General features: G+C 46.5%; 17 protein-coding genes. 7 read left to right on the forward strand and 10 right to left on the reverse strand.

What is annotated here, in order from left to right:
- Positions 1–7: 7 nt before the first annotated feature.
- Complete coding sequence (locus GCU48_RS09430; protein WP_025715722.1) at positions 8–1129, forward strand: sensor histidine kinase; 1122 nt, start codon at positions 8–10, stop codon at positions 1127–1129.
- Positions 1130–1164: 35 nt separating this feature from the next.
- Here GCU48_RS09430 and GCU48_RS09435 read toward each other — a convergent pair whose 3' ends face one another.
- From GCU48_RS09435 to GCU48_RS09465, 7 genes are all read right to left on the reverse strand, one after another.
- The gene (locus GCU48_RS09435; protein WP_025715721.1) at positions 1165–1956 is read right to left on the reverse strand and encodes a DUF4097 family beta strand repeat-containing protein; all 792 of its coding nucleotides are present in this window, start codon (positions 1954–1956) and stop codon (positions 1165–1167) included.
- Complete coding sequence (locus GCU48_RS09440) at positions 1937–3487, reverse strand: ABC transporter permease (protein WP_244316266.1); 1551 nt, start codon at positions 3485–3487, stop codon at positions 1937–1939. The genes GCU48_RS09435 and GCU48_RS09440 overlap by 20 nt, the downstream gene beginning before the upstream one ends.
- A 71-nt stretch (positions 3488–3558) precedes the next feature.
- A complete protein-coding gene (locus GCU48_RS09445) occupies positions 3559–4434 on the reverse strand; it encodes an ABC transporter ATP-binding protein (protein WP_025715719.1) in 876 nt (291 codons plus the stop codon).
- A gap of 171 nt (positions 4435–4605) precedes the next feature.
- A complete protein-coding gene (locus GCU48_RS09450; RefSeq protein ID WP_025715718.1) occupies positions 4606–5328 on the reverse strand; it encodes an MBL fold metallo-hydrolase in 723 nt (240 codons plus the stop codon).
- Positions 5329–5494: 166 nt separating this feature from the next.
- Positions 5495–5713, reverse strand: a complete 219-nt coding sequence (locus GCU48_RS09455; RefSeq protein WP_244316160.1) for an NAD(P)H-binding protein — start codon at positions 5711–5713, stop codon at positions 5495–5497.
- A gap of 74 nt (positions 5714–5787) precedes the next feature.
- On the reverse strand, positions 5788–7230 hold the full coding sequence (locus GCU48_RS09460; RefSeq protein ID WP_152379833.1) for an alanine/glycine:cation symporter family protein: 1443 nt from the start codon (positions 7228–7230) through the stop codon (positions 5788–5790).
- A gap of 178 nt (positions 7231–7408) precedes the next feature.
- Complete coding sequence (locus GCU48_RS09465) at positions 7409–7987, reverse strand: TetR/AcrR family transcriptional regulator (RefSeq protein WP_152382132.1); 579 nt, start codon at positions 7985–7987, stop codon at positions 7409–7411.
- Between the two features lie 246 nt (positions 7988–8233).
- Here GCU48_RS09465 and GCU48_RS09470 point away from each other — a divergent pair, with 246 nt between their 5' ends.
- From GCU48_RS09470 to GCU48_RS27810, 6 genes are all read left to right on the forward strand, one after another.
- Positions 8234–8974, forward strand: a complete 741-nt coding sequence (locus GCU48_RS09470; protein WP_152379834.1) for an ABC transporter ATP-binding protein — start codon at positions 8234–8236, stop codon at positions 8972–8974.
- Positions 8971–9732, forward strand: coding sequence for an ABC transporter permease (locus GCU48_RS09475; RefSeq protein WP_152379835.1), 762 nt, complete (start codon positions 8971–8973; stop codon positions 9730–9732). Before GCU48_RS09470 ends, GCU48_RS09475 begins: the two co-directional genes overlap by 4 nt.
- Positions 9733–9884: 152 nt before the next feature.
- Positions 9885–10586, forward strand: a complete 702-nt coding sequence (locus GCU48_RS27795; protein WP_244316162.1) for an IS4 family transposase — start codon at positions 9885–9887, stop codon at positions 10584–10586.
- A 14-nt stretch (positions 10587–10600) separates the two neighbouring features.
- Positions 10601–11005 (forward strand): transposase, encoded by a 405-nt coding sequence (locus GCU48_RS27800; RefSeq protein ID WP_244316163.1) that lies wholly within the window; start codon positions 10601–10603, stop codon positions 11003–11005.
- 299 nt (positions 11006–11304) lie between these two features.
- Entirely contained in the window at positions 11305–13485 is a 2181-nt protein-coding gene (locus tag GCU48_RS27805; RefSeq protein WP_244316165.1) for a family 14 glycosylhydrolase, read from the forward strand.
- A 69-nt stretch (positions 13486–13554) separates the two neighbouring features.
- Positions 13555–14889 carry an alpha-amylase family glycosyl hydrolase gene (locus GCU48_RS27810; RefSeq protein ID WP_244316166.1) on the forward strand — a complete coding sequence of 445 codons (1335 nt, stop codon included), beginning with the start codon at positions 13555–13557 and terminating at the stop codon, positions 14887–14889.
- Positions 14890–15066: 177 nt separating this feature from the next.
- Here GCU48_RS27810 and GCU48_RS27815 read toward each other — a convergent pair whose 3' ends face one another.
- The 3 genes from GCU48_RS27815 to GCU48_RS27820 form a co-directional block, all read right to left on the reverse strand.
- Positions 15067–15180 (reverse strand): putative holin-like toxin, encoded by a 114-nt coding sequence (locus GCU48_RS27815; protein WP_244316168.1) that lies wholly within the window; start codon positions 15178–15180, stop codon positions 15067–15069.
- 239 nt (positions 15181–15419) lie between these two features.
- Entirely contained in the window at positions 15420–16448 is a 1029-nt protein-coding gene (locus GCU48_RS09490; RefSeq protein WP_208812016.1) for an NADH:flavin oxidoreductase/NADH oxidase, read from the reverse strand.
- A 321-nt stretch (positions 16449–16769) separates the two neighbouring features.
- Entirely contained in the window at positions 16770–18455 is a 1686-nt protein-coding gene (locus GCU48_RS27820; RefSeq protein WP_341874665.1) for an extracellular solute-binding protein, read from the reverse strand.
- Between the last annotated feature and the right edge of the window lie 92 nt (positions 18456–18547).

Below are 18547 nucleotides of genomic sequence, written 5' to 3' on the forward strand. Positions count from 1 at the left end.
ATTGACTATGAGAGTTAAACTTCGTTATGGTGTACACTTTATTTTGGGTCTTCTAGCCTGGCTGCTCAGTATGGCCGTCATGACCATTATAACTACAGAAATAATTTTGCCTGCTCTAGGAATTGTACCCGAAAATTCAAACTATGATTTGTTAGTATTATCAACCTTTGCAGTGAATATTATGATGTGCAGCGTAGTTTTCAGTTGGTATTTCGGAGGTCCGTTATGGTTTATCATGTCCTGGATCGATAATTTGACAAAGGGAAAATACGAAGCTCCAATTACTAAAAAAAATAAGGTGTATAACCAGCGTTCCAAGCTTAAACAGCCTTATCGACTGTATAAAGAAGTCATTCATAACATACACACTCTATCCGATAGTCTCCAGCAAGCAGAAATGGAACGGAAGAATACAGAAGAGTCTAAGCGTGACTGGATTGCTGGAATCTCACATGACCTCAAAACACCGCTTACCTACATTACAGGTTACACTACTTTGCTGCTGAATGATGAATATACCTGGAGTGCTAAAGAACAAAAATCCTTTTTACTCGAAATTCATCATAAAAGCCTGCATCTAGAAAGGTTAATCCAGGATCTTAATCTTTCTTTACAAATTGAAAATATAGATTCTCAATTTCCTGTTCATCTCAAACAAGGAAACCTGGTCGCATTTATCGAAAATCTCATTACTGATATATGCAATAACCCTAATGCTGCCGAGCATATGATAAGCTTCAATACTGAAGAAAAACTGATCAAAGCTTACTATGATGAACGACTACTGTACAGGGCTCTGCAAAATCTGCTCATGAATGCCGTCATTCATAATCCGGCAGGGACTGAAATCCGGACAACCTTAGCTCGAAAAAATGAAACCACGATAGAATTCAAAATCGTTGATAATGGTGTAGGCATGGAGCCAGAAACCATTAAAAATATTTTCACAAAATATTATCGTGGCTCTACCACACACGCACCCGAATTTGGTACCGGACTCGGCATGGCCATCGCCAAACAGCTCATTCTTGCTCACAATGGCACAATTACCATGGGTAGCGAGCTTTCAAAAGGCACTACAGTATATGTTACTTTACCCTTTATCAATGAAACAAGCGCTGATTCTTAATCAGCGCTTGTCAGTATGATGTCTTTTTTAAACCATTATTGAATCACAATGGATCCGGAAGAATTTTCAACAAAAAGTACGGGACTTTCATCTGTTATCTTACCAATTTGGGCGTGCAATTCTTTATCGGACCCTGACGGGCCAGATGAGGCTTTCAATGAAGACTCAATTTTGCCAGATTTCGTGACAGCATTAATTCGTAGTGATGAAGGAGCAGGATCTAGTTTTAATTCGATCTTCCCACTATTGCTCTTGACACTACTGTCTTGCGCGATCTCTCCTTGATGAGAAATATTAATGTTGCCCGCATCTGCGCTCACCTCCATCCCACCGCTAATCCCTGCCAAATTAATATCTCCTGACGACGTATGACTTACAATTTTCTCTCCTTCGAATCCTTGAATACCAATAGAACCAGAATCTCCAGATATGCTCAACTCTTTCGATTTACTATCTTTCCCAGTAATTTTACCTGATTTTGTAATTAAATCTATTTTTTTATAAATACGGTTAGGCAAAGCTACATACACTATATTCGTTTTAAGATTAAATATACCTGAAGATTCTGCAGCAATCACCTTAAGTGTCTCTCCCTCGTCCGAAATAGTTACTCCTTTAATCGTGGACCGAACCTCGATTTGTGCATTATCCGATCGGCTCAGTTCAATATTTTGACTGTCTGTTTGAACATATATATTTTTTATATTGTCACTATTAAACCGCTTCACTTCACTCTTTGCATCAGAATCCGAATTACAACCTGCCACAAGCACTGCCAACATACTAGCACACAACAGGGCTATCCCTTTATTTCTCCAGTTTTCCATGATATTCTCCTTTGGTAGGCTGATTCATTTGGGTATTATTTTTAGAACCAGCTAGTAAATTCCATTCCCGAACATATTGTATCAAAATACCTACACCTAAAAGCACAAACGTCAACATTATATACAAGGCTGAGTGTCCCGTTGGAATCCCTAGAAAGTTCAAATAAGGGATATCATTTACAGGACCTAGATACCACAACAGCATGTATAGCACCTCGAAAAGCTTTCTTGACCGGGTTAATGTCCCAAGCGTTAAAGCCAAGGTCGGAACAAAGAAACTACCCACTGCCCATGAATAAATGTATGTAAATTCTCCTTCCAGAAAAAAGTGAATCAGAACGCCTGAGGAGATGAGCAATGTAACTAAAATGCCCGCAATCCAGACCGAGAAAAACTTATACAGACGCGGACAACTGGATAACAATAGCTCATTTGTGGAATAATAAAACTCTCTGTTTCCCATCTGTGACCATATTGCAAGAGGCCACAGCATAAGAGCAGGCAGCCAGCTTATGATCTGGGCTAAGGGTACCAGCAAGCTTATCATCATTGAACCCAACACTAACAGATACCACCAGAAAGACATTCCTTTTATCATGATCCGAAGTTCTGCCTTAACTAAACGGAACAAACGTACTCTCTTATCTTTTTTTACAGGCGATAGCTGGTAAGATTTGCGTTCCTCACGTTCTACTACTTTGTTCATTTTATCTTGAACAGGAAGCTTGACAGTAAAAGGTGTTTTGCTTACTGCAAATCGATGAAACAGCTGAGAAGCAAGCAAAACGATAGACAATGCGGCAAGTATCCAAATTAAACGCGAAGTTAACAAATGGCTATTCCAGTCTACTCCACTCCACTCAAAAGTAGGAGTTCTCCCCTCAATAGGATAATAGCCGATACTTCCTCCTACTTCATTTGCAGAAATAAAGTCAAAATGAGCCGCTGCCTCTTTCGTCATGTCCGTCTGGATGGCATTTATTCCAAAAACATCCCATAGACTATTTGAGTTTGAAATAGACATCACACTTAAAAAAATCCAAATGACAAAAAACAATACATTCCCCACTGCACCCTTTAAGCCAGGAAAAACATCAAATAAAACTGTAAAAGCTGACAAAAGCAACAAAGAGGGGATACTCACAAATAGCAAAGGAAGGAAATAAGCTGCAAGGTTAATATGCAAATCCTCTCCCCGAAGCAACTGCATTCCCATAAAGGCTACTACCAATACCAGCTCAATGATCATAAACACACAGAAATTTGAGAACGCTCTGCTCGATATATACTGAAGATTACGAATGGGTGTGGATGCGATAATTTGACCCATTTTCAGGCGCTGGTCCTCAGAAATTTTGCTTCTTAGCATATAAAATCCAAACAGCCATAATAGCATGGTAGATAGCATTGCAACCATTGCCCCTAGCCAGTATGAATTGTAAATGCCTCGTACACCCTTGATATAGAAGACCTCATAACCGTCCGACGCTGCAGGAATCAAAGCATATCCAAGAAACAAGGTGATACCCATAATCAACAGGAACGTGTATCTTCTGATTTCCTGGATTACATTCCCTTTAAGTAAGTACAAGTAATTACCTCTCATGATCTCACTCCTAAAGCAGCGACAGAATACAAATAGGCATCCTCCAGAGAGGGAGGCAACGGAACAGCACTATCACCGGGACGGCTATCCGAAACAATACGAGCGTGTACACCATCACTGCGATGAATTGCACTGCTGACTGTATATTTTTCTTGTATCTCCTGCAACCTCGTTGAGGGAATGACATAGTCCCATACCTTGTGATCGACCGTTTGAATAAACTGTTCCGGTGTTGTATAAGTAATGAGGCGTCCCTCAGACATAACTGCAATATTCGGGGCAATGGATTCGATATCTGTCACAATATGAGTCGATAGAATGACAATACGGTTTGAAGATTGAGAGGATAGTAGATTTCTGAAATTGATTCTTTCCTCCGGATCCAATCCGACTGTTGGTTCATCAACAATCAAAAGAGAAGGATCATTTAACAAGGATTGTGCTATTCCTACTCGCTGTTTCATCCCGCCTGAAAATCCGCCCAACAAGCGTTTTCGTACATGAGAAAGGTTGAGAGCCTCTAAAAGTTCGTCAATCCTTTTCTTAGCCGACTTCATCGTCAAACCTTTCATAGCTGCTATATACTCTAAAAATTCCACAGGGTTCATATTAGGGTATATACCAAAGTCCTGAGGCAAATACCCTAATTCACTCCTCAATTCATCAGGATTTTTAGTAATGTCTATTTTATTCCAGGTGACAGTCCCTTTTGTTGGCTTCTCAATAGTAGCCAGTATACGCATAAGCGTCGACTTGCCAGCTCCGTTAGGACCAAGCAATCCCAATATACCTGGCTTTAAATGTAATGTCATATCTTTTAATGCTTGTTTAGAGCTATAGGTTTTAGTAACATGATCCATAATCAGTTCCATTCTAATTACCCCCAGTACACTTCAAAGTTTGATCAGCTCTAGAAAACAGCTTCTCCCTCAGGTAACTCAAGCATACCGTACGTGTTTAAAAAAATAGTAAAATCCTAGATATATTTATATATTTTTTTGTATTCATATAGATTCACACAGCTATATCTCTTAATAGTACGGCTATCCTTTATAGCTCATCGTAAGATGCTGCTCCATCTCCATAATCGCCCTTTCCAGTTGAGGCTGCGGATGCTGCAGCATGTTGCCGTGACCGACAGCCAATAAAGACGGCTTGAAAAGCGCGAGCTTTTTGGCGCTTTCCAGCGAGCTCTCCTTGTTCCATGTAGCCAGTGCGGGAAATGGAAACAGCGGCTTAAGCCTTCCCGACACCGCAACCCCACCCCGGACCTGGAAGGCGTCGCCTGCAATCAACGCACGGGTGCGAGTGTCCAAAAATGCCATCGAACCCGGCGTGTGTCCAGGTGTGCTGATCGCCAGGAGCGAGCCTACAGGATCCCCGTCCTCCAGCAAAACATCAGGCCGGGTAAGAATTCCCTTCGGCACACTGCCCCGAATGGGGGTATTCGGTTCATCTGTCTCTAACGATACATCGCCTTGCAGCAGCCGCGCATCTCGTCTGGAAATGAACACTTGCGCATCAGGGTACCTTGCCTTCAACCGATCCAGCGCACCCACATGATCCTCATGGGCATGGGTAAGTACAATTCGCATAATCGGCTTCCCCATCCGCACAGCAGCCTGTTCAATACCTTTTGCACTGTAAGGCAACCCCGCATCGATCAGGGTGAACCCATCGTCCTCCTCCACCAAGTAACAGTTCACCGGGAACAGTCGGGGCATAAACGTCAATTGATACACATGCTGCACCTGAACGATACGCATTCATCTCATCTCCTCATCTTGATTAAAACTAATTATATTAGTATTATAAATAACATGATTAGTTTTAATCAAATCTTTTCGCAGATATTCAGCAGCAAAAGGCAGACCCGGAAAAACATCCCTGGTCTGCCTCTCTCCAACTATGATGTGAATGCTCCTAAATCCATCAACCCTGCTGGATAGCCTCAGCAATGGGCGTGCTGCCTGACGCCAGATTAATCGCACGGTGATACGTCTGCCGTTCATCCAGTGCCGCTACCACTGCGGCTACATCCTCACGGGAAATGGTACTAACGGAAGGATCATCCCCCGTAGCAACCTTTCCGATACCGGGATCATCTGTCAGTCCACCCGGACGAAGGATCGTGTAATCCAGCACATTCACAATAACCCTCCTGTATTCGCAGTCTCTCATCTACATTATACAGAAGTATTTTACCCTTATGGTTCAGGACGCAATCAGATTGATATGTCGAGTTTGTGATCAGGTGCTGTCCTACAGTTTGGCTTCCCGCTCCAGCACTCCACCTGCTCCAGCCCCGGAATGCTATCTTTGTAGAACACAGGGTCGTGACCCGCCTTTTTCTGCCGTGAATAATCCTTTAAGGCTGCAAAAGCGACTCGGGATAAAAGAGCAATGGCAATCAGATTGACGACAACCATCATGCCCATGAATAAATCGGCCAAATCCCACACCAGCTGCACCTTGGCTACCGCACCGAAAATCACCATGCCAATTACAGCAGCGCGATAAAGCCATACCCAGATTTTACTGGATTTCATAAACCCGATGTTCGTTTCGCCGTAATAGTAGTTACCGACCAATGCGCTAAAAGCGAACAGGAATACCATAATGGCAAGCAAACCAGGCGCCCACGGCCCGATGTGCACACTAAGAGCCGCCTGAGTCAGCTCAATACCGCTAAGTCCCGGCTTCGTATATGCCCCGGATAACAAAATAATCATTGCCGTGCTTGTACAAATAATAAGCGTATCCGTCAGCACTCCAAAGGCCTGAATCAAGCCTTGCTTGACCGGATGGCTGGTGTCTGCGGTAGCTGCCGCATTCGGTGCGCTCCCCATTCCTGCTTCATTGGAAAATAAGCCACGCTTGATGCCATGCATCAAGGCTGCCCCAATGGAGCCTCCCGCAATCTGCTCGAAACCAAACGCACTGCGTACAATCAGGGACAACACGTGCGGCAATTGCTGAATATTAATGATCACAATAAACAGCGCAATTCCGATATACAGCACCGCCAGTACGATGACGATATATTCGGACATTTTGGCAATCCGCTTGACCCCTCCAAAAATAATGACCGCAAACGGAGTCGCCATAATCAGACCCACGACCAACCGATTCGTGCCGAAGGCATTTTCAAAAGCCAGCGTAACCGTATTGGACTGCACCGCGTTAAAGACCATCCCAAAGCTCAGTGTAATCAGTATCGCAAAGACGATACCCATCCACCGCTTTTTCAATCCGATCTCCATGTAATACGCCGGACCGCCACGGAATCCGCCTTTGTCCTTCACTTTATATACTTGGGCTAATGTACTTTCGACGAAGCTGGATGCTGATCCGATGATCGCAATGGTCCACATCCAGAACACCGCACCCGGGCCGCCCAGCGCAATGGCGATAGCAATCCCTGTAATGTTACCCGTACCCACGCGCGCCGCCATGCTGATACAAAATGCCTGAAAAGGCGAAATGCTGTCCTTGGAGCCGCGCTTCGACTCTCTCAGAACCCGGAACATATCTCCGATCATTCGTACTTGCAGACCTTTAGAGCGGAACGTAAAAAATAGCCCCAATGCGATCAACATGACAATTAACAACTTGGACCAGAAAAAGTCGTTAATTACACCGATCACATCCTGTAAAACCTGTTGCATCCACAATCCCCCTAATATCCATATTCTTTGTCTTCATTCTCTCAGTGAACCGGTTCCATACCCGCCGTTTAGCAGTATTTTTTGAGTATACCAGTTTTTCGCCGCACAGAGCAGATAATTATACATTTGACTGTATAGAAACCATTACCAGGGAAGAGCACGGTATTTGAACCTCATGTTATACTCGTTTCTGCTGCATACGCAAACCTGCTAAAAAAGTGTTCATCATGACTTCAATACTCCGGTCCACTTCCACGGGTAAACCAAAGCCGCCCTTCTGTTCGAGCGAGGCAAAACCGTGAAGCAGACTGCGGAACCCTCTCGCCGCATGAACACAATCCTCTGCCTTAAATCCGTAACCGCTGGACAGAACAGAAATAACAAGCTCCGCCACGCGATCCGCAGCATGCCTCACTTCGGTATGATTGCGATCAGTTGCATACAGCATCGCTTCATACAAACCGGGTCGCTCGCGGGCATATTGCATATAGGCTTTCCCCATAGCGGTCAGTGCATCGTCACCCGCTTTGCCAACCGCCGCGCTCATCAAAGCTTCCTCCAACTGTCCCAGGCTGTGTAGAGCCATCACTTGGCGCAGTCCGTTCAACCCGTCCACGTGGTTATACAAAGACGGCGGGCGAATGTGCAGCTTTTGCGCCAGCGTGGTGAGCGTGACCTCCCCCATTCCCCGTTCATTGGCAATGTCCTCGGCAGCCTGCAGGATATCTTGCAGCTTCACTCCGTTTCTGGGTGACATCATCCGGTCTCCTTTCATCGAATCTCTATGTAAGGCTATTACGTATGCAAATACACACTGAACCCTATTTTCATTTTAACTAATGCTGTTAGTCTACACAAAGACCTTGCCGCTTGCAACCATCGCCCTGTCCGGACCTTTATAGAAGAAGAGCATATCTGCCATAACTGATATAATAAAAGAAATAAGATCATAAAGCGGGTCTGGCAACTTTTTCGATCCTCTGCAAAGGAGATAGCTATATCTATGGATTCCAATCCACTTCCTGCCATTGAATTTAAGCATATCACCAAGTATTTCAACGGGTCTGAGCGGCAACGTTCTGTCCTGAACGGAATTACGGCAAAAGTCTCTCCCGGCAAAATTACCACGCTGGTCGGCCCGTCCGGGTCTGGCAAAAGTACACTGCTCTCACTGTGTAATCTTTTATTGTCACCGGATGAAGGAGAAATCAGCGTATTCGGCAAGCCTGTATCCGAGTGGGACATCCCTGAACTGAGACGGAAAGTAGCATTGGTTTTTCAGGATGCTCCCATGCTTCAAGGAACCGTCCTGTACAATCTCCAAACCGTAGAACGGCTGCACGGTACGGTGCTGCATGATCCGGTTGGCCTGTTAGAGCGCGTAGGACTTACCCGTGACCTGCTGGAACAAAAGGCGCAGGAGCTGTCCGGTGGTCAAAGGCAGCGCTTGGCCTTGGCGCGGACTCTCGCCAACCGCCCGGAGATTTTACTGCTGGATGAGATTACTTCCGCACTGGACCCCGCCTCGGTTAAAGAGGTTGAGGATCTGCTGCTGCAAATGAACAGGGAAGAGGGAACGACCATGATCTGGATTACGCATCATATGGAACAAGCCCGCAGAGTGGGCCACGAAACATGGCTGATGATCGACGGAAAGCTCGTGGAGCAAGCGGATACCGAGGCTTTTTTCCATGCGCCACAGCACAATGAAACTCGCAGGTTCATAGCAGGAGAATGGGTATGACGATTGTTGCCCTGATTCTTTCCCTCGGTTTTGTATTTATTGCCATCGTTATGTCCAAGTCCTTCAAGCTTGGTCTTGACCGGGATATAATGATCGCCACCATCAGAGCATCGGTTCAACTGCTGGCTATCGGTTATGTATTACATTTGATTTTTGGGATGCAGAGCTACGGATTTATTGTATTGTTCATTCTGCTCATGATCACTGTAGCCTCCCAAAATGTTGCGCGCAAAGGACGGTTTATCCCCGGCCTTATGTGGAAGTCATTCCTGACGTTGTTGTGTGTGGAAATCGTTACACAGGCATTCCTGATCAGCCTGCATATCATTCCGGCGACAGCCCGGTATATGATTCCGATTAGCGGCATGATCATTGGCAGCTCCATGATTTTGTCCAGCCTGCTGGTATCACAGCTCAAGTCGGAAGTCCTGCTGCGCAAGCCTGAAATCATGCTCATTCTCGCACTGGGGGGAACACCGCGACAAGCCATCTTCCCTATACTGAAGAATTGCATACGTTCCAGTATGATTCCAACCATTGAGGGACAGAAAACACTCGGGCTGGTTCAGCTCCCCGGCATGATGACCGGACAGATCATTGCAGGCGCCAATCCCATTGCCGCCGTCCGTTTGCAGCTGCTGATCGTATTTACTACCATGACCTCTGCGATTTTGACCAGCGTACTGCTCAGCCTGTTTATTTATCCAGTATTATTTACGCGCCAGCAACAACTGCGCACAGAGTCTTGGGAAGTCTGATGGAGATGGTTATACCCAGTCATCTACAGTTACTTGCCATTATCAAAATAAAATAGCACGCCTGTTGAATAACCACAAAATGGTAGAAAAAAGATCGTCTTTTCTGTAGAATCGTTGGTACCATCCAAACGAATCCGAAAGAAGACGATCTCATGAAAAATTCTATCACGATTACATCTATCCTTCAATCCATGCTGACTCCTGAAGAAGTTCAAAGGGTTGTGAAGTTAATAGGTTATGAAGACAAAGCCCGCAAGTTTACGGTGTACCATTTACTTCAATACTGGTGCATGGCTGCGTTGGAACAATGGGGTAGCTATCGATCCAGCGTAGATTATGCGGCTCTCTGTGGCTTGCCTGTCGTCCACTACTCACGCTTTTCAACCAAAGCCGCCGAAGTCCCGTTTTCCGTATTTAAGGAACTTTTCCATCTACTTGTTTGCAAATGTAACCGGGAAGCACGTCGGAAACTGACTTTCCCCAAAGAATTATTACTCATCGATTCAACCACGATGACGGTGGGAAAAACGCGTTTGCCTTGGGCTCCTTATCCCGGGGAGCGTGCAGGTATTAAACTTCATGTCGCTTTACGAGCAGAAAATGGGCAACCCCTTCAGGTGGTCGAAACGCTGGGCTCCAAGCATGATGGCCCCATGAGTGAAGCGTTGGCTCAACCGGACTACATTTTGGTCATGGACCGTGCTTATGGGAAACTGGAGCGTCTGGATCACTTCAAAACCCATGGACAATCGTTTGTCATTCGGCTTCGCGACAACGTCCATTTGGAAAAGCCTCATGCGCTACGTCGCCTTACGAAGCCAGATTCATCCGTCATTCGGGATATCACTTGCTAGTTGGGAACCCCTCAGTGTCGTTCCACACAACGTCATCGTGTGGTGATTTTCGGGATTTTGAAGGTCGGGAAATTCGGGTGGTTACCGATTTAATGCAGGTGACCGCAGAACAAATCGCACAGATCTATAAGGCTCGATGGCAGATTGAAGTCTTCTTTCGTTGGATCAAGCAACATTTGAATATCCCAACGCTGTTTGGTACGACTGAAAATGCGGTCTATGGGCAATTATTCTGTGCTCTAATCGTCTATGTCCTGCTCAATTGGCTATTTGTTGCTGCTCAGACTTCATGGCCCCAACATGCCGTTCTTTCCTTTGCGCGATTTTCTCGTCTATTTCTTCTTCAAAACTTACCTGTTGAATGGCTGATTCAGATTCAGCGCGTTCTTCTTCAGTGCACCTCTTGTTTCATGAATTGAGTTACTTATTTTGGTTATTCAACAGGCGTGACCCTTTTTAATATTAAGAATCCCTACTACCTGAAATTTGATATTCCCAATACAACAAGATCATCCTTCTAGCCAGCCCTAATTTCTTTGACTGATCATAGAAAATAGCCTCTAAAAGACCTATGACCTCACTGCAAAATAGTCATATTCGTCCACCTCTAATGTGCAATAAATTCTTCTTTTTGTGCAACCGATTGCTTTATACTATTTTTGTAGACGTTTACAATATGTTGTCGAAATAGACTATTGCTTTGGGGAGGATGATCGGTTTGACCTTGTATCGAAGTCTATGGAACAAAGGGTGCCTGATTCTGCTAAGCCTTGTGCTGTCTCTGACCGCCTTCATTGGCTCACCCTCCAATACCGCGAGCGCTGCGGTTGCTGATGATTTTCAGGCTTCTGTCATGGGGCCGCTGGCGAAAATCAATGACTGGGGCGCATTCAAAAAGCAACTGCAAACGCTGAAAAGTAACGGTGTGTATGCCATTACCACCGACGTCTGGTGGGGCTATGTGGAGAGCGCAGGCGATAACCAGTTCGATTGGAGCTATTACAAAACCTATGCAGATGCTGTGAAAGGAGCAGGTCTGAAGTGGGTTCCTATTATCTCTACGCATAAGTGCGGAGGAAATGTAGGGGATGACTGCAATATCCCGCTGCCAAGCTGGCTGTCGAGCAAGGGCAGTGCAGATGAAATGCAGTTCAAGGATGAAAGTGGCTATGTCAACAACGAAGCCCTTTCGCCGCTGTGGAGCGGAACTGGCAAGCAATATGACGAGCTGTATGCTTCGCTCGCTAAAAATTTTGCCGGATACAAAAGCATTATTCCCAAAATTTATTTAAGCGGCGGTCCTTCCGGTGAATTGCGATACCCGTCGTATTATCCGGCGGCAGGATGGAGCTACCCGGCACGCGGCAAGTTCCAAGCCTATACGGAAACAGCCAAAAATGCGTTCCGCACAGCCATGAATGAAAAGTATGGATCATTGGACAAGATTAATGCGGCTTGGGGGACCAAGCTAAGCAGCCTTAGCCAAATCAATCCGCCGAGCGACGGGGACGAATTCTACATGAACGGCGGGTATAATTCCGCTTACGGGAAGGATTTTCTGTCGTGGTACCAAAGCGTGCTCGAAAAGCATTTGGGCGTCATCGGAGCAGTTGCCCACAAAAACTTCGATTCCGTGTTCGGTGTTCGGATCGGAGCCAAGATTTCCGGCCTGCACTGGCAGATGAACAACCCTGCAATGCCTCACAGCACAGAGCATGCAGGCGGATATTATGATTACAATCATCTGATTCAGAAATTCAAGGATGCCGATCTGGATTTGACCTTTACTGCTCTGGAGATGAATGACAGTGGCACTGCACCGAATTATTCCTTGCCGTCCACACTGGTAGATACCGTCTCCTCGATCGCGAATGCGAAGGGCGTTCGCCTGAATGGTGAAAACGCGCTCCCTACGGGCGGCAGCGGCTTCCAGAAAATCGAAGAGAAAATCACGAAGTTCGGTTATCACGGCTTTACACTATTACGCATCAATAATCTCGTCAACAGCGACGGCTCACCAACTGGTGAGTTGAGTGGATTCAAACAGTATATTATCAGCAAGGCCAAGCCTGGCGATAACGGCGGCGGTACAGGCAACAAGGTAACCATATACTACAAAAAAGGCTTCAACTCGCCTTACATCCACTACCGCCCGGCTGGCGGAAGCTGGACTGCTGTACCTGGCGTGAAAATACAGGATGCTGAAATTAGCGGCTATGCCAAAATTACCGTCGATATCGGTTCTGCTTCCCAATTAGAGGCTGCCTTTAATGATGGCAACAACAACTGGGACAGCAACAACACCAAAAACTACTCCTTCAGCACGGGCACTTCTACTTACACACCTGGCAACAGCGGCAATGCGGGAACCATCACATCTGGCGCTCCATCCGGTACCAATCCCGGAGATGGCGGCGGTACAACCAACCAAGTCACCGTATACTACAAAAAAGGCTTCAACTCACCTTACATTCACTATCGCCCGGCTGGTGGTAATTGGACTGCCGTACCCGGTGTGAAAATGCAGGATGCCGAGATTAGCGGCTATGCTAAAATTACTATTGATATCGGATCTGCCTCCCAATTGGAAGCCGCCTTTAATGACGGCAATAACAACTGGGACAGCAACAATACTAAAAACTATATTTTCAGTACAGGGACTTCTACCTACACACCCGGCTCTAACGGAGCTGCAGGATCTATCCGAACGGGGGCGCCTTCAGGGAGCGTCCTCAGCGTAGGGTCCTCCACCTACACAACCGACCTCAACGAAGTTGCAGGACCTATCCAAACAGAAAAACTTTCAGGTGTATCCTTAAACGTTAGCACTTCTACCTACGCACCCAACTCTAACGGAGTTGATTTAACTATTCAGACGGAGGCGCCTTCACTCCTATAGATCCGGGTACCCTCTCCAAGCCCATCCCCCTTAACACAGACTGGAGCCAAACAGAGCATTTACTTTATCATGACGGACCGATTCAGCAACGGGGATACATCGAACGATAATTACGGTGGCTTCAATTCCAACAACGGCGACATGCGCAAATGGCATGGCGGTGATTTTCAAGGTATTATCAACCAGCTCGACTACATTAAGAATATGGGCTTTACCGCCATCTGGATTACTCCGGTAACGATGCAAAAGAGCGATTACGCTTATCACGGCTATCATACGTATGATTTTTATGCGGTAGACGGGCATCTCGGTACAATGGACAAGTTCAAAGAGCTGGTTGGTAAGGCGCACGACAAAAATATCGCTGTTATGCTGGACGTAGTCGTCAATCACACCGGCGACTTTCAGCCAGGAAACGGCTTTGCCAAGGCTCCCTTTGACAAAGCCGACTGGTATCATCACAATGGCGACATTACAGGTGCAGATTACAACTCCAACAACCAATGGAAAATTGAAAACGGCGACGTGGCCGGATTGGATGACCTGAATCAGGACAACCCCGCAACAGCCAACGAGCTCAAAAGCTGGATCAGATGGCTTCTGAACGAGACGGGCGTCGACGGACTGCGAGTAGATACCGCCAAGCATGTACCCAAAGGCTTTCTGAAGGATTTTGACCAAGCCGCGAATACCTTCACCATCGGTGAGATTTACAGCGGCGATCCCGCTTATGTGGGCGACTACACCCGATATCTCGATGCTGCACTGGATTTTCCGATGTATTATACAATCAAGGATGTGTTCGGACACGATCAATCCATGAGAAAAATCAAGGAACGCTACTCCGATGATCGTCACTATCGCGATGCCCAGACCAACGGTGTATTTATCGACAATCATGATGTAAAACGTTTCCTGAATGACGCCTCCGGCAAGCCGGGTGCTAACTATGACAAATGGCCTCAGCTCAAGGCTGCTTTGGGCTTTACTTTAACATCGCGCGGGATTCCAATCATCTATCAAGGCACCGAGCAGGGCTTTAGCGGCGGAGATGATCCGGCCAATCGGGAAAATGTGGTTTTCAACGCCAACCATGACCTGTATCAGTACATTGCTAAGCTGAACTATGTGCGCAACAACCACCCTGCTCTGCAAAACGGCAGCCAAAAGGAAAAATGGGTGGACGACTCCTTTTACAGTTTTCAGCGCTCTAAAAACGGTGACGAGGCCATCGTACTCATCAACAATTCATGGAGCAGCCAGACCCGAACCATTGGCAACTTTGACAACCTGTCCAACGGCACACGTCTGACCAACCAGCTAAGCAACGACTCCGTTCAGATTAACAACGGTTCAATCACCGTCACTCTTGCTCCAAAGGAAGTTAAAATTTTCACCAAGTAACGGTCACATTCGGTTACATTGGTTATTCAGATGTGCTAAAATGAGTTATAGAAGGATATACTAAAAAGAGTAAGGATGCTGTAACATCCCTACTCTTGGCAACAGCCGCTTTGAAGAGCGGTCGGCTGAAAAGGGCTAGCTATTAGAAATAGACCGTGTTCCCCTCTCCAGGGCGGTCTATTTCTTTTTGTTTTGGTTCAGCGCCATAACAATGGTAACGATTAATCCGATCAACGCTATTAATAGCGTGCCGAACATCATCATTAATGTCAGAGCATCCTTAACCTCCACAGGCATCACCTCCCTTCCGGGAGACTTAGCCGACCGCCCACCTAAGCCATTCTGTTGTTACTGGAATTATAGCACGTAAATCCGTCCTTCTGCGACACACTAATTCATACGAGTATCGATTGTAAGATTGCTTACATTTCAATGTCTGTCCTCTAAAACAAATAGGGCACCTGCAACAAAGTGTACGCTTCGTTGCAAGTGCCCTGTTTATATATAAACAACGTAGGGATACTTAGGCCTCAGTAGCCACGTTGATATTGTTCAGGTATGGAAGGCTTCTCGCCGCGCAATGTCACCGCTGCATGCGTGCCCCAGTAAGGATCGCGCAGCAATCCGCGTCCGATAGCGACCAGATCGGCATCCTCATTGCCGATAACAGACTGCGCCAAGGCCGGGTCATCCAGTGCGCCGACAGCGATCACCGGAATGCTCAGCGCCTCGTGAATTTGGCGCGCGAACGGCACTTGATAGCCCGGATAGTTGCCCGGCTTTCTGGCTCCAGCCGGTCCTTCTCCGCCCGAGCTAACATGGACGGCATCTACGCCAGCAGCTTGGTAAGCACGGCTCAGCTCAATGGCATGATCCACATCGTACCCGCCATCTACGTATTCCACTGCGCTAATGCGGAAGATTAACGGCATGCCCGCAGGCATTTCCTTGCGCACAGCCTGAATCACTTCAACACCAAAACGGGCTAAATCTTGACCATATACGTCATCCCGCTTGTTCGTGAGTGGCGAATGGAATTGGTGAATCAAATAGCCGTGTGCGCCATGAAGTTCAATCGTATCCACACCCGCTTGAACTGCGCGCCGGGCGGCATTTGCAAATTTTTGCACCATGCCCTGCACTTCTTCTGTGGTGAGTGCACGTGGCTGTTTGTAATTTGCACCTGGGTAGGCAATGGCCGAAGGAGCAACTGGCACTACCGCATCCTCAGCTTTACGGCCCGCGTGAGCAATTTGGATGCCTACCTTGGCCCCGTGCGCGTGAATGCCGTCCACGATCTTTTTAAAAGCAGGAATATGTTCGTCTGACCAGAGGCCCAGATCATAGTCCGTGATTCGTCCATCCGGCTCTACATCTGTCATTTCTATAATAATTAGACCCGTGCCTCCAATAGCCCGGCTCAAGTAGTGAACATGATGCCAATCGTTCGGAATCCCGTCCTTGGCGGTCACCGAGTATTGGCACATCGGGGCCATGACTACACGGTTTTTTAATTCCAAATCCTTCAGTTTATACGGTGTAAACAACGAATTCGTCAAAATGCTCATCCTCTCTTCTCCAATCTTCACTACAAAAATCAAGATACCCATCCATCTACACGGTCTATTCCAAACACAATCGGCACAGCCCAAACGTAACAAAGAGATTCCCCAACCGGAGTATCCCTCATGTTTGCACCTTGCAGTCATTATGTATACTGTATGTCGTAGATATATTGCACACAATCTATTATCCATAACCAAATAACTTTTTGCAAGTAAATATTTAAATATTATTAAATATTTTTTTGTTTACAATCCTGCAAAAGCCTATCTATAGCACAAAAAGACGCCCGTATGGACGTCTCTGACAAATCAGCCTTATTGTGCCGAGCCCAATTGAACCCATGCCTTTTCAATCTCTGCAACCGCCTGATCCTTGTTCATGTTGCCGCTGATATAAGCCTGCATCAGCTCGCCAAACTTTTGGTGGAACGTATCCAGCGAGTAGTTGACCGACAGATCACCGGACTTCGATGTTTTCAAAATACTTTCCATTTCCTTAGGCATCTCCAGGTCAGGAAGCGGCGCGTCCTTAATTGGAGGAATCACTTTCGCTACTTGGGAGAACCAGTTCTTACCGTATTCTGAAGTGTACAGCCAGTTGAAGAATTCAATCGTTTCCTTGGCTACTTCGGAATCCTTGTTGATACGCAGTGCCTGATCGGCACCAGTAATGATGACCGATTGCTCTGCTTTGTCACTTACCGGATATCCCATGATACCAATCTTGAGATCAGGATTAATCTTCTTAATCGCTTCCTCATCCCATGCGCCTTTACCTGTCATAAACGCTGCTTTACCGGATGCAAAATCACTCACTTCCGCATTGCTGTCCCGTTCCAGTGGCTTATCTGTGCCATGCTTCACCGTCAAATCAACGAAGCTAAAGAAGTTGTTGTACAGCACCGGGTAGTCCTTGATTTTGGCTTTGCCTGCAATAAAATCACTAACGAGCTGCTTCGGCTCCACGCCTCCATCCTGCGCGGCAGCATCTACATAGTGCTGGAAGATGTGTTTCCATACCCACCACTCTTTATATGCGTTGGCAAATGGAGTAATGCCCTTCGCCTCCAGCTTGGTGACTGCATCCTGCATCTCCGCAATCGTTTTAGGCGGGGAGGTTATTCCGGCCTTGGCAAGCAAATCCTTATTGTAAATCAGCGCAAACAGGTTCCCCTTCACGGGTAATCCCAGCACTTTGCCGTCGCTGGAGCTCATATTCGCTCGTACTGCATCGGTCATGGCCGCCGCCAGTGGTTCATTGGTCAGATCAGCGCTATAATCAGCATACGTATCAATATCGCCTCCGGCCGTCGTTTGGAACACATCCGGTGTACTGCCTGAGGCAATTTTTGACTTGAGAATCGTGTTATAGTCCACCTGCGGATGACGGGATGCAATCGACCGCAGCACTCGATGATAGGCCATAAAGCTGGCTTGTGGCGCCACATAGCCCATATCGGTACGGGCCCCTACAAAGGATTGAAACGATTCATTGGTGGTGCTCTTCATCGCCTCTTGGTACCAGGGAAGCTTGGGAATATCCGTGTTTATTCCTTTGCGTACCGTAACGTTATACGTCTCCCGGGTAACCACATAGTATTGATGACGGTCAGCCACATACAGATAGATGGCCTCCAGATCATTGCGCGAATAAAACATGCTGCGCAAGTAATTTTCAATCACCATGCGTAAAGCATAGTCTCGGTTCTCATTGGCGACCGCGTTCATGATATCGTTATAACGAAGCTGCGGAAGAGCCAGCTGTTGCATCCCTTCCAGGTAATCCTCCAGATTTTGATTGACCAGCAGCAGATTATTGGTTGTGCTGGCGATGCTATGGTTGACTGACTCCTTTTCAATCATCTGATAGGAAATAATCGTGAGCGATCCCACCACCAGAATGATGACCGAGGTAAAAAGCAATATAAGCTTGTTCACTAATCTCTGCGTGATTCGCCTCCATATGGATCGAAGAAGCGCGCCTGCCCGCTCTGATATCATCATAACTGCCCCTTTTGAAAGCGTACACATTTTTACCCTCAACCGTTTTCTTAAATCCATTGGTCCGGCCCTGTGGGCTATCCTATACTTTT

Origin of the sequence: Paenibacillus brasilensis (assembly GCF_009363115.1) — a bacterium.
Classification (GTDB): domain Bacteria; phylum Bacillota; class Bacilli; order Paenibacillales; family Paenibacillaceae; genus Paenibacillus; species Paenibacillus brasilensis.

Bases quoted from the DNA above. Each gene is read 5' to 3' on its own strand.
- GCU48_RS09430 (WP_025715722.1), top strand. From the start codon at position 8: ATGAGAGTTAAACTTCGTTATGGTGTACACTTTATTTTGGGTCTTCTA.
- GCU48_RS09435 (WP_025715721.1), bottom strand. From the start codon at position 1,956: ATGGAAAACTGGAGAAATAAAGGGATAGCCCTGTTGTGTGCTAGTATG.
- GCU48_RS09440 (WP_244316266.1), bottom strand. From the start codon at position 3,487: ATGGGTATCACCTTGTTTCTTGGATATGCTTTGATTCCTGCAGCGTCG.
- GCU48_RS09445 (WP_025715719.1), bottom strand. From the start codon at position 4,434: ATGGAACTGATTATGGATCATGTTACTAAAACCTATAGCTCTAAACAA.
- GCU48_RS09450 (WP_025715718.1), bottom strand. From the start codon at position 5,328: ATGCGTATCGTTCAGGTGCAGCATGTGTATCAATTGACGTTTATGCCC.
- GCU48_RS09460 (WP_152379833.1), bottom strand. From the start codon at position 7,230: ATGCAACAGGTTTTACAGGATGTGATCGGTGTAATTAACGACTTTTTC.
- GCU48_RS09465 (WP_152382132.1), bottom strand. From the start codon at position 7,987: ATGTCACCCAGAAACGGAGTGAAGCTGCAAGATATCCTGCAGGCTGCC.
- GCU48_RS09470 (WP_152379834.1), top strand. From the start codon at position 8,234: ATGGATTCCAATCCACTTCCTGCCATTGAATTTAAGCATATCACCAAG.
- GCU48_RS09475 (WP_152379835.1), top strand. From the start codon at position 8,971: ATGACGATTGTTGCCCTGATTCTTTCCCTCGGTTTTGTATTTATTGCC.
- GCU48_RS27795 (WP_244316162.1), top strand. From the start codon at position 9,885: ATGAAAAATTCTATCACGATTACATCTATCCTTCAATCCATGCTGACT.
- GCU48_RS27810 (WP_244316166.1), top strand. From the start codon at position 13,555: ATGACGGACCGATTCAGCAACGGGGATACATCGAACGATAATTACGGT.
- GCU48_RS27820 (WP_341874665.1), bottom strand. From the start codon at position 18,455: ATGATATCAGAGCGGGCAGGCGCGCTTCTTCGATCCATATGGAGGCGA.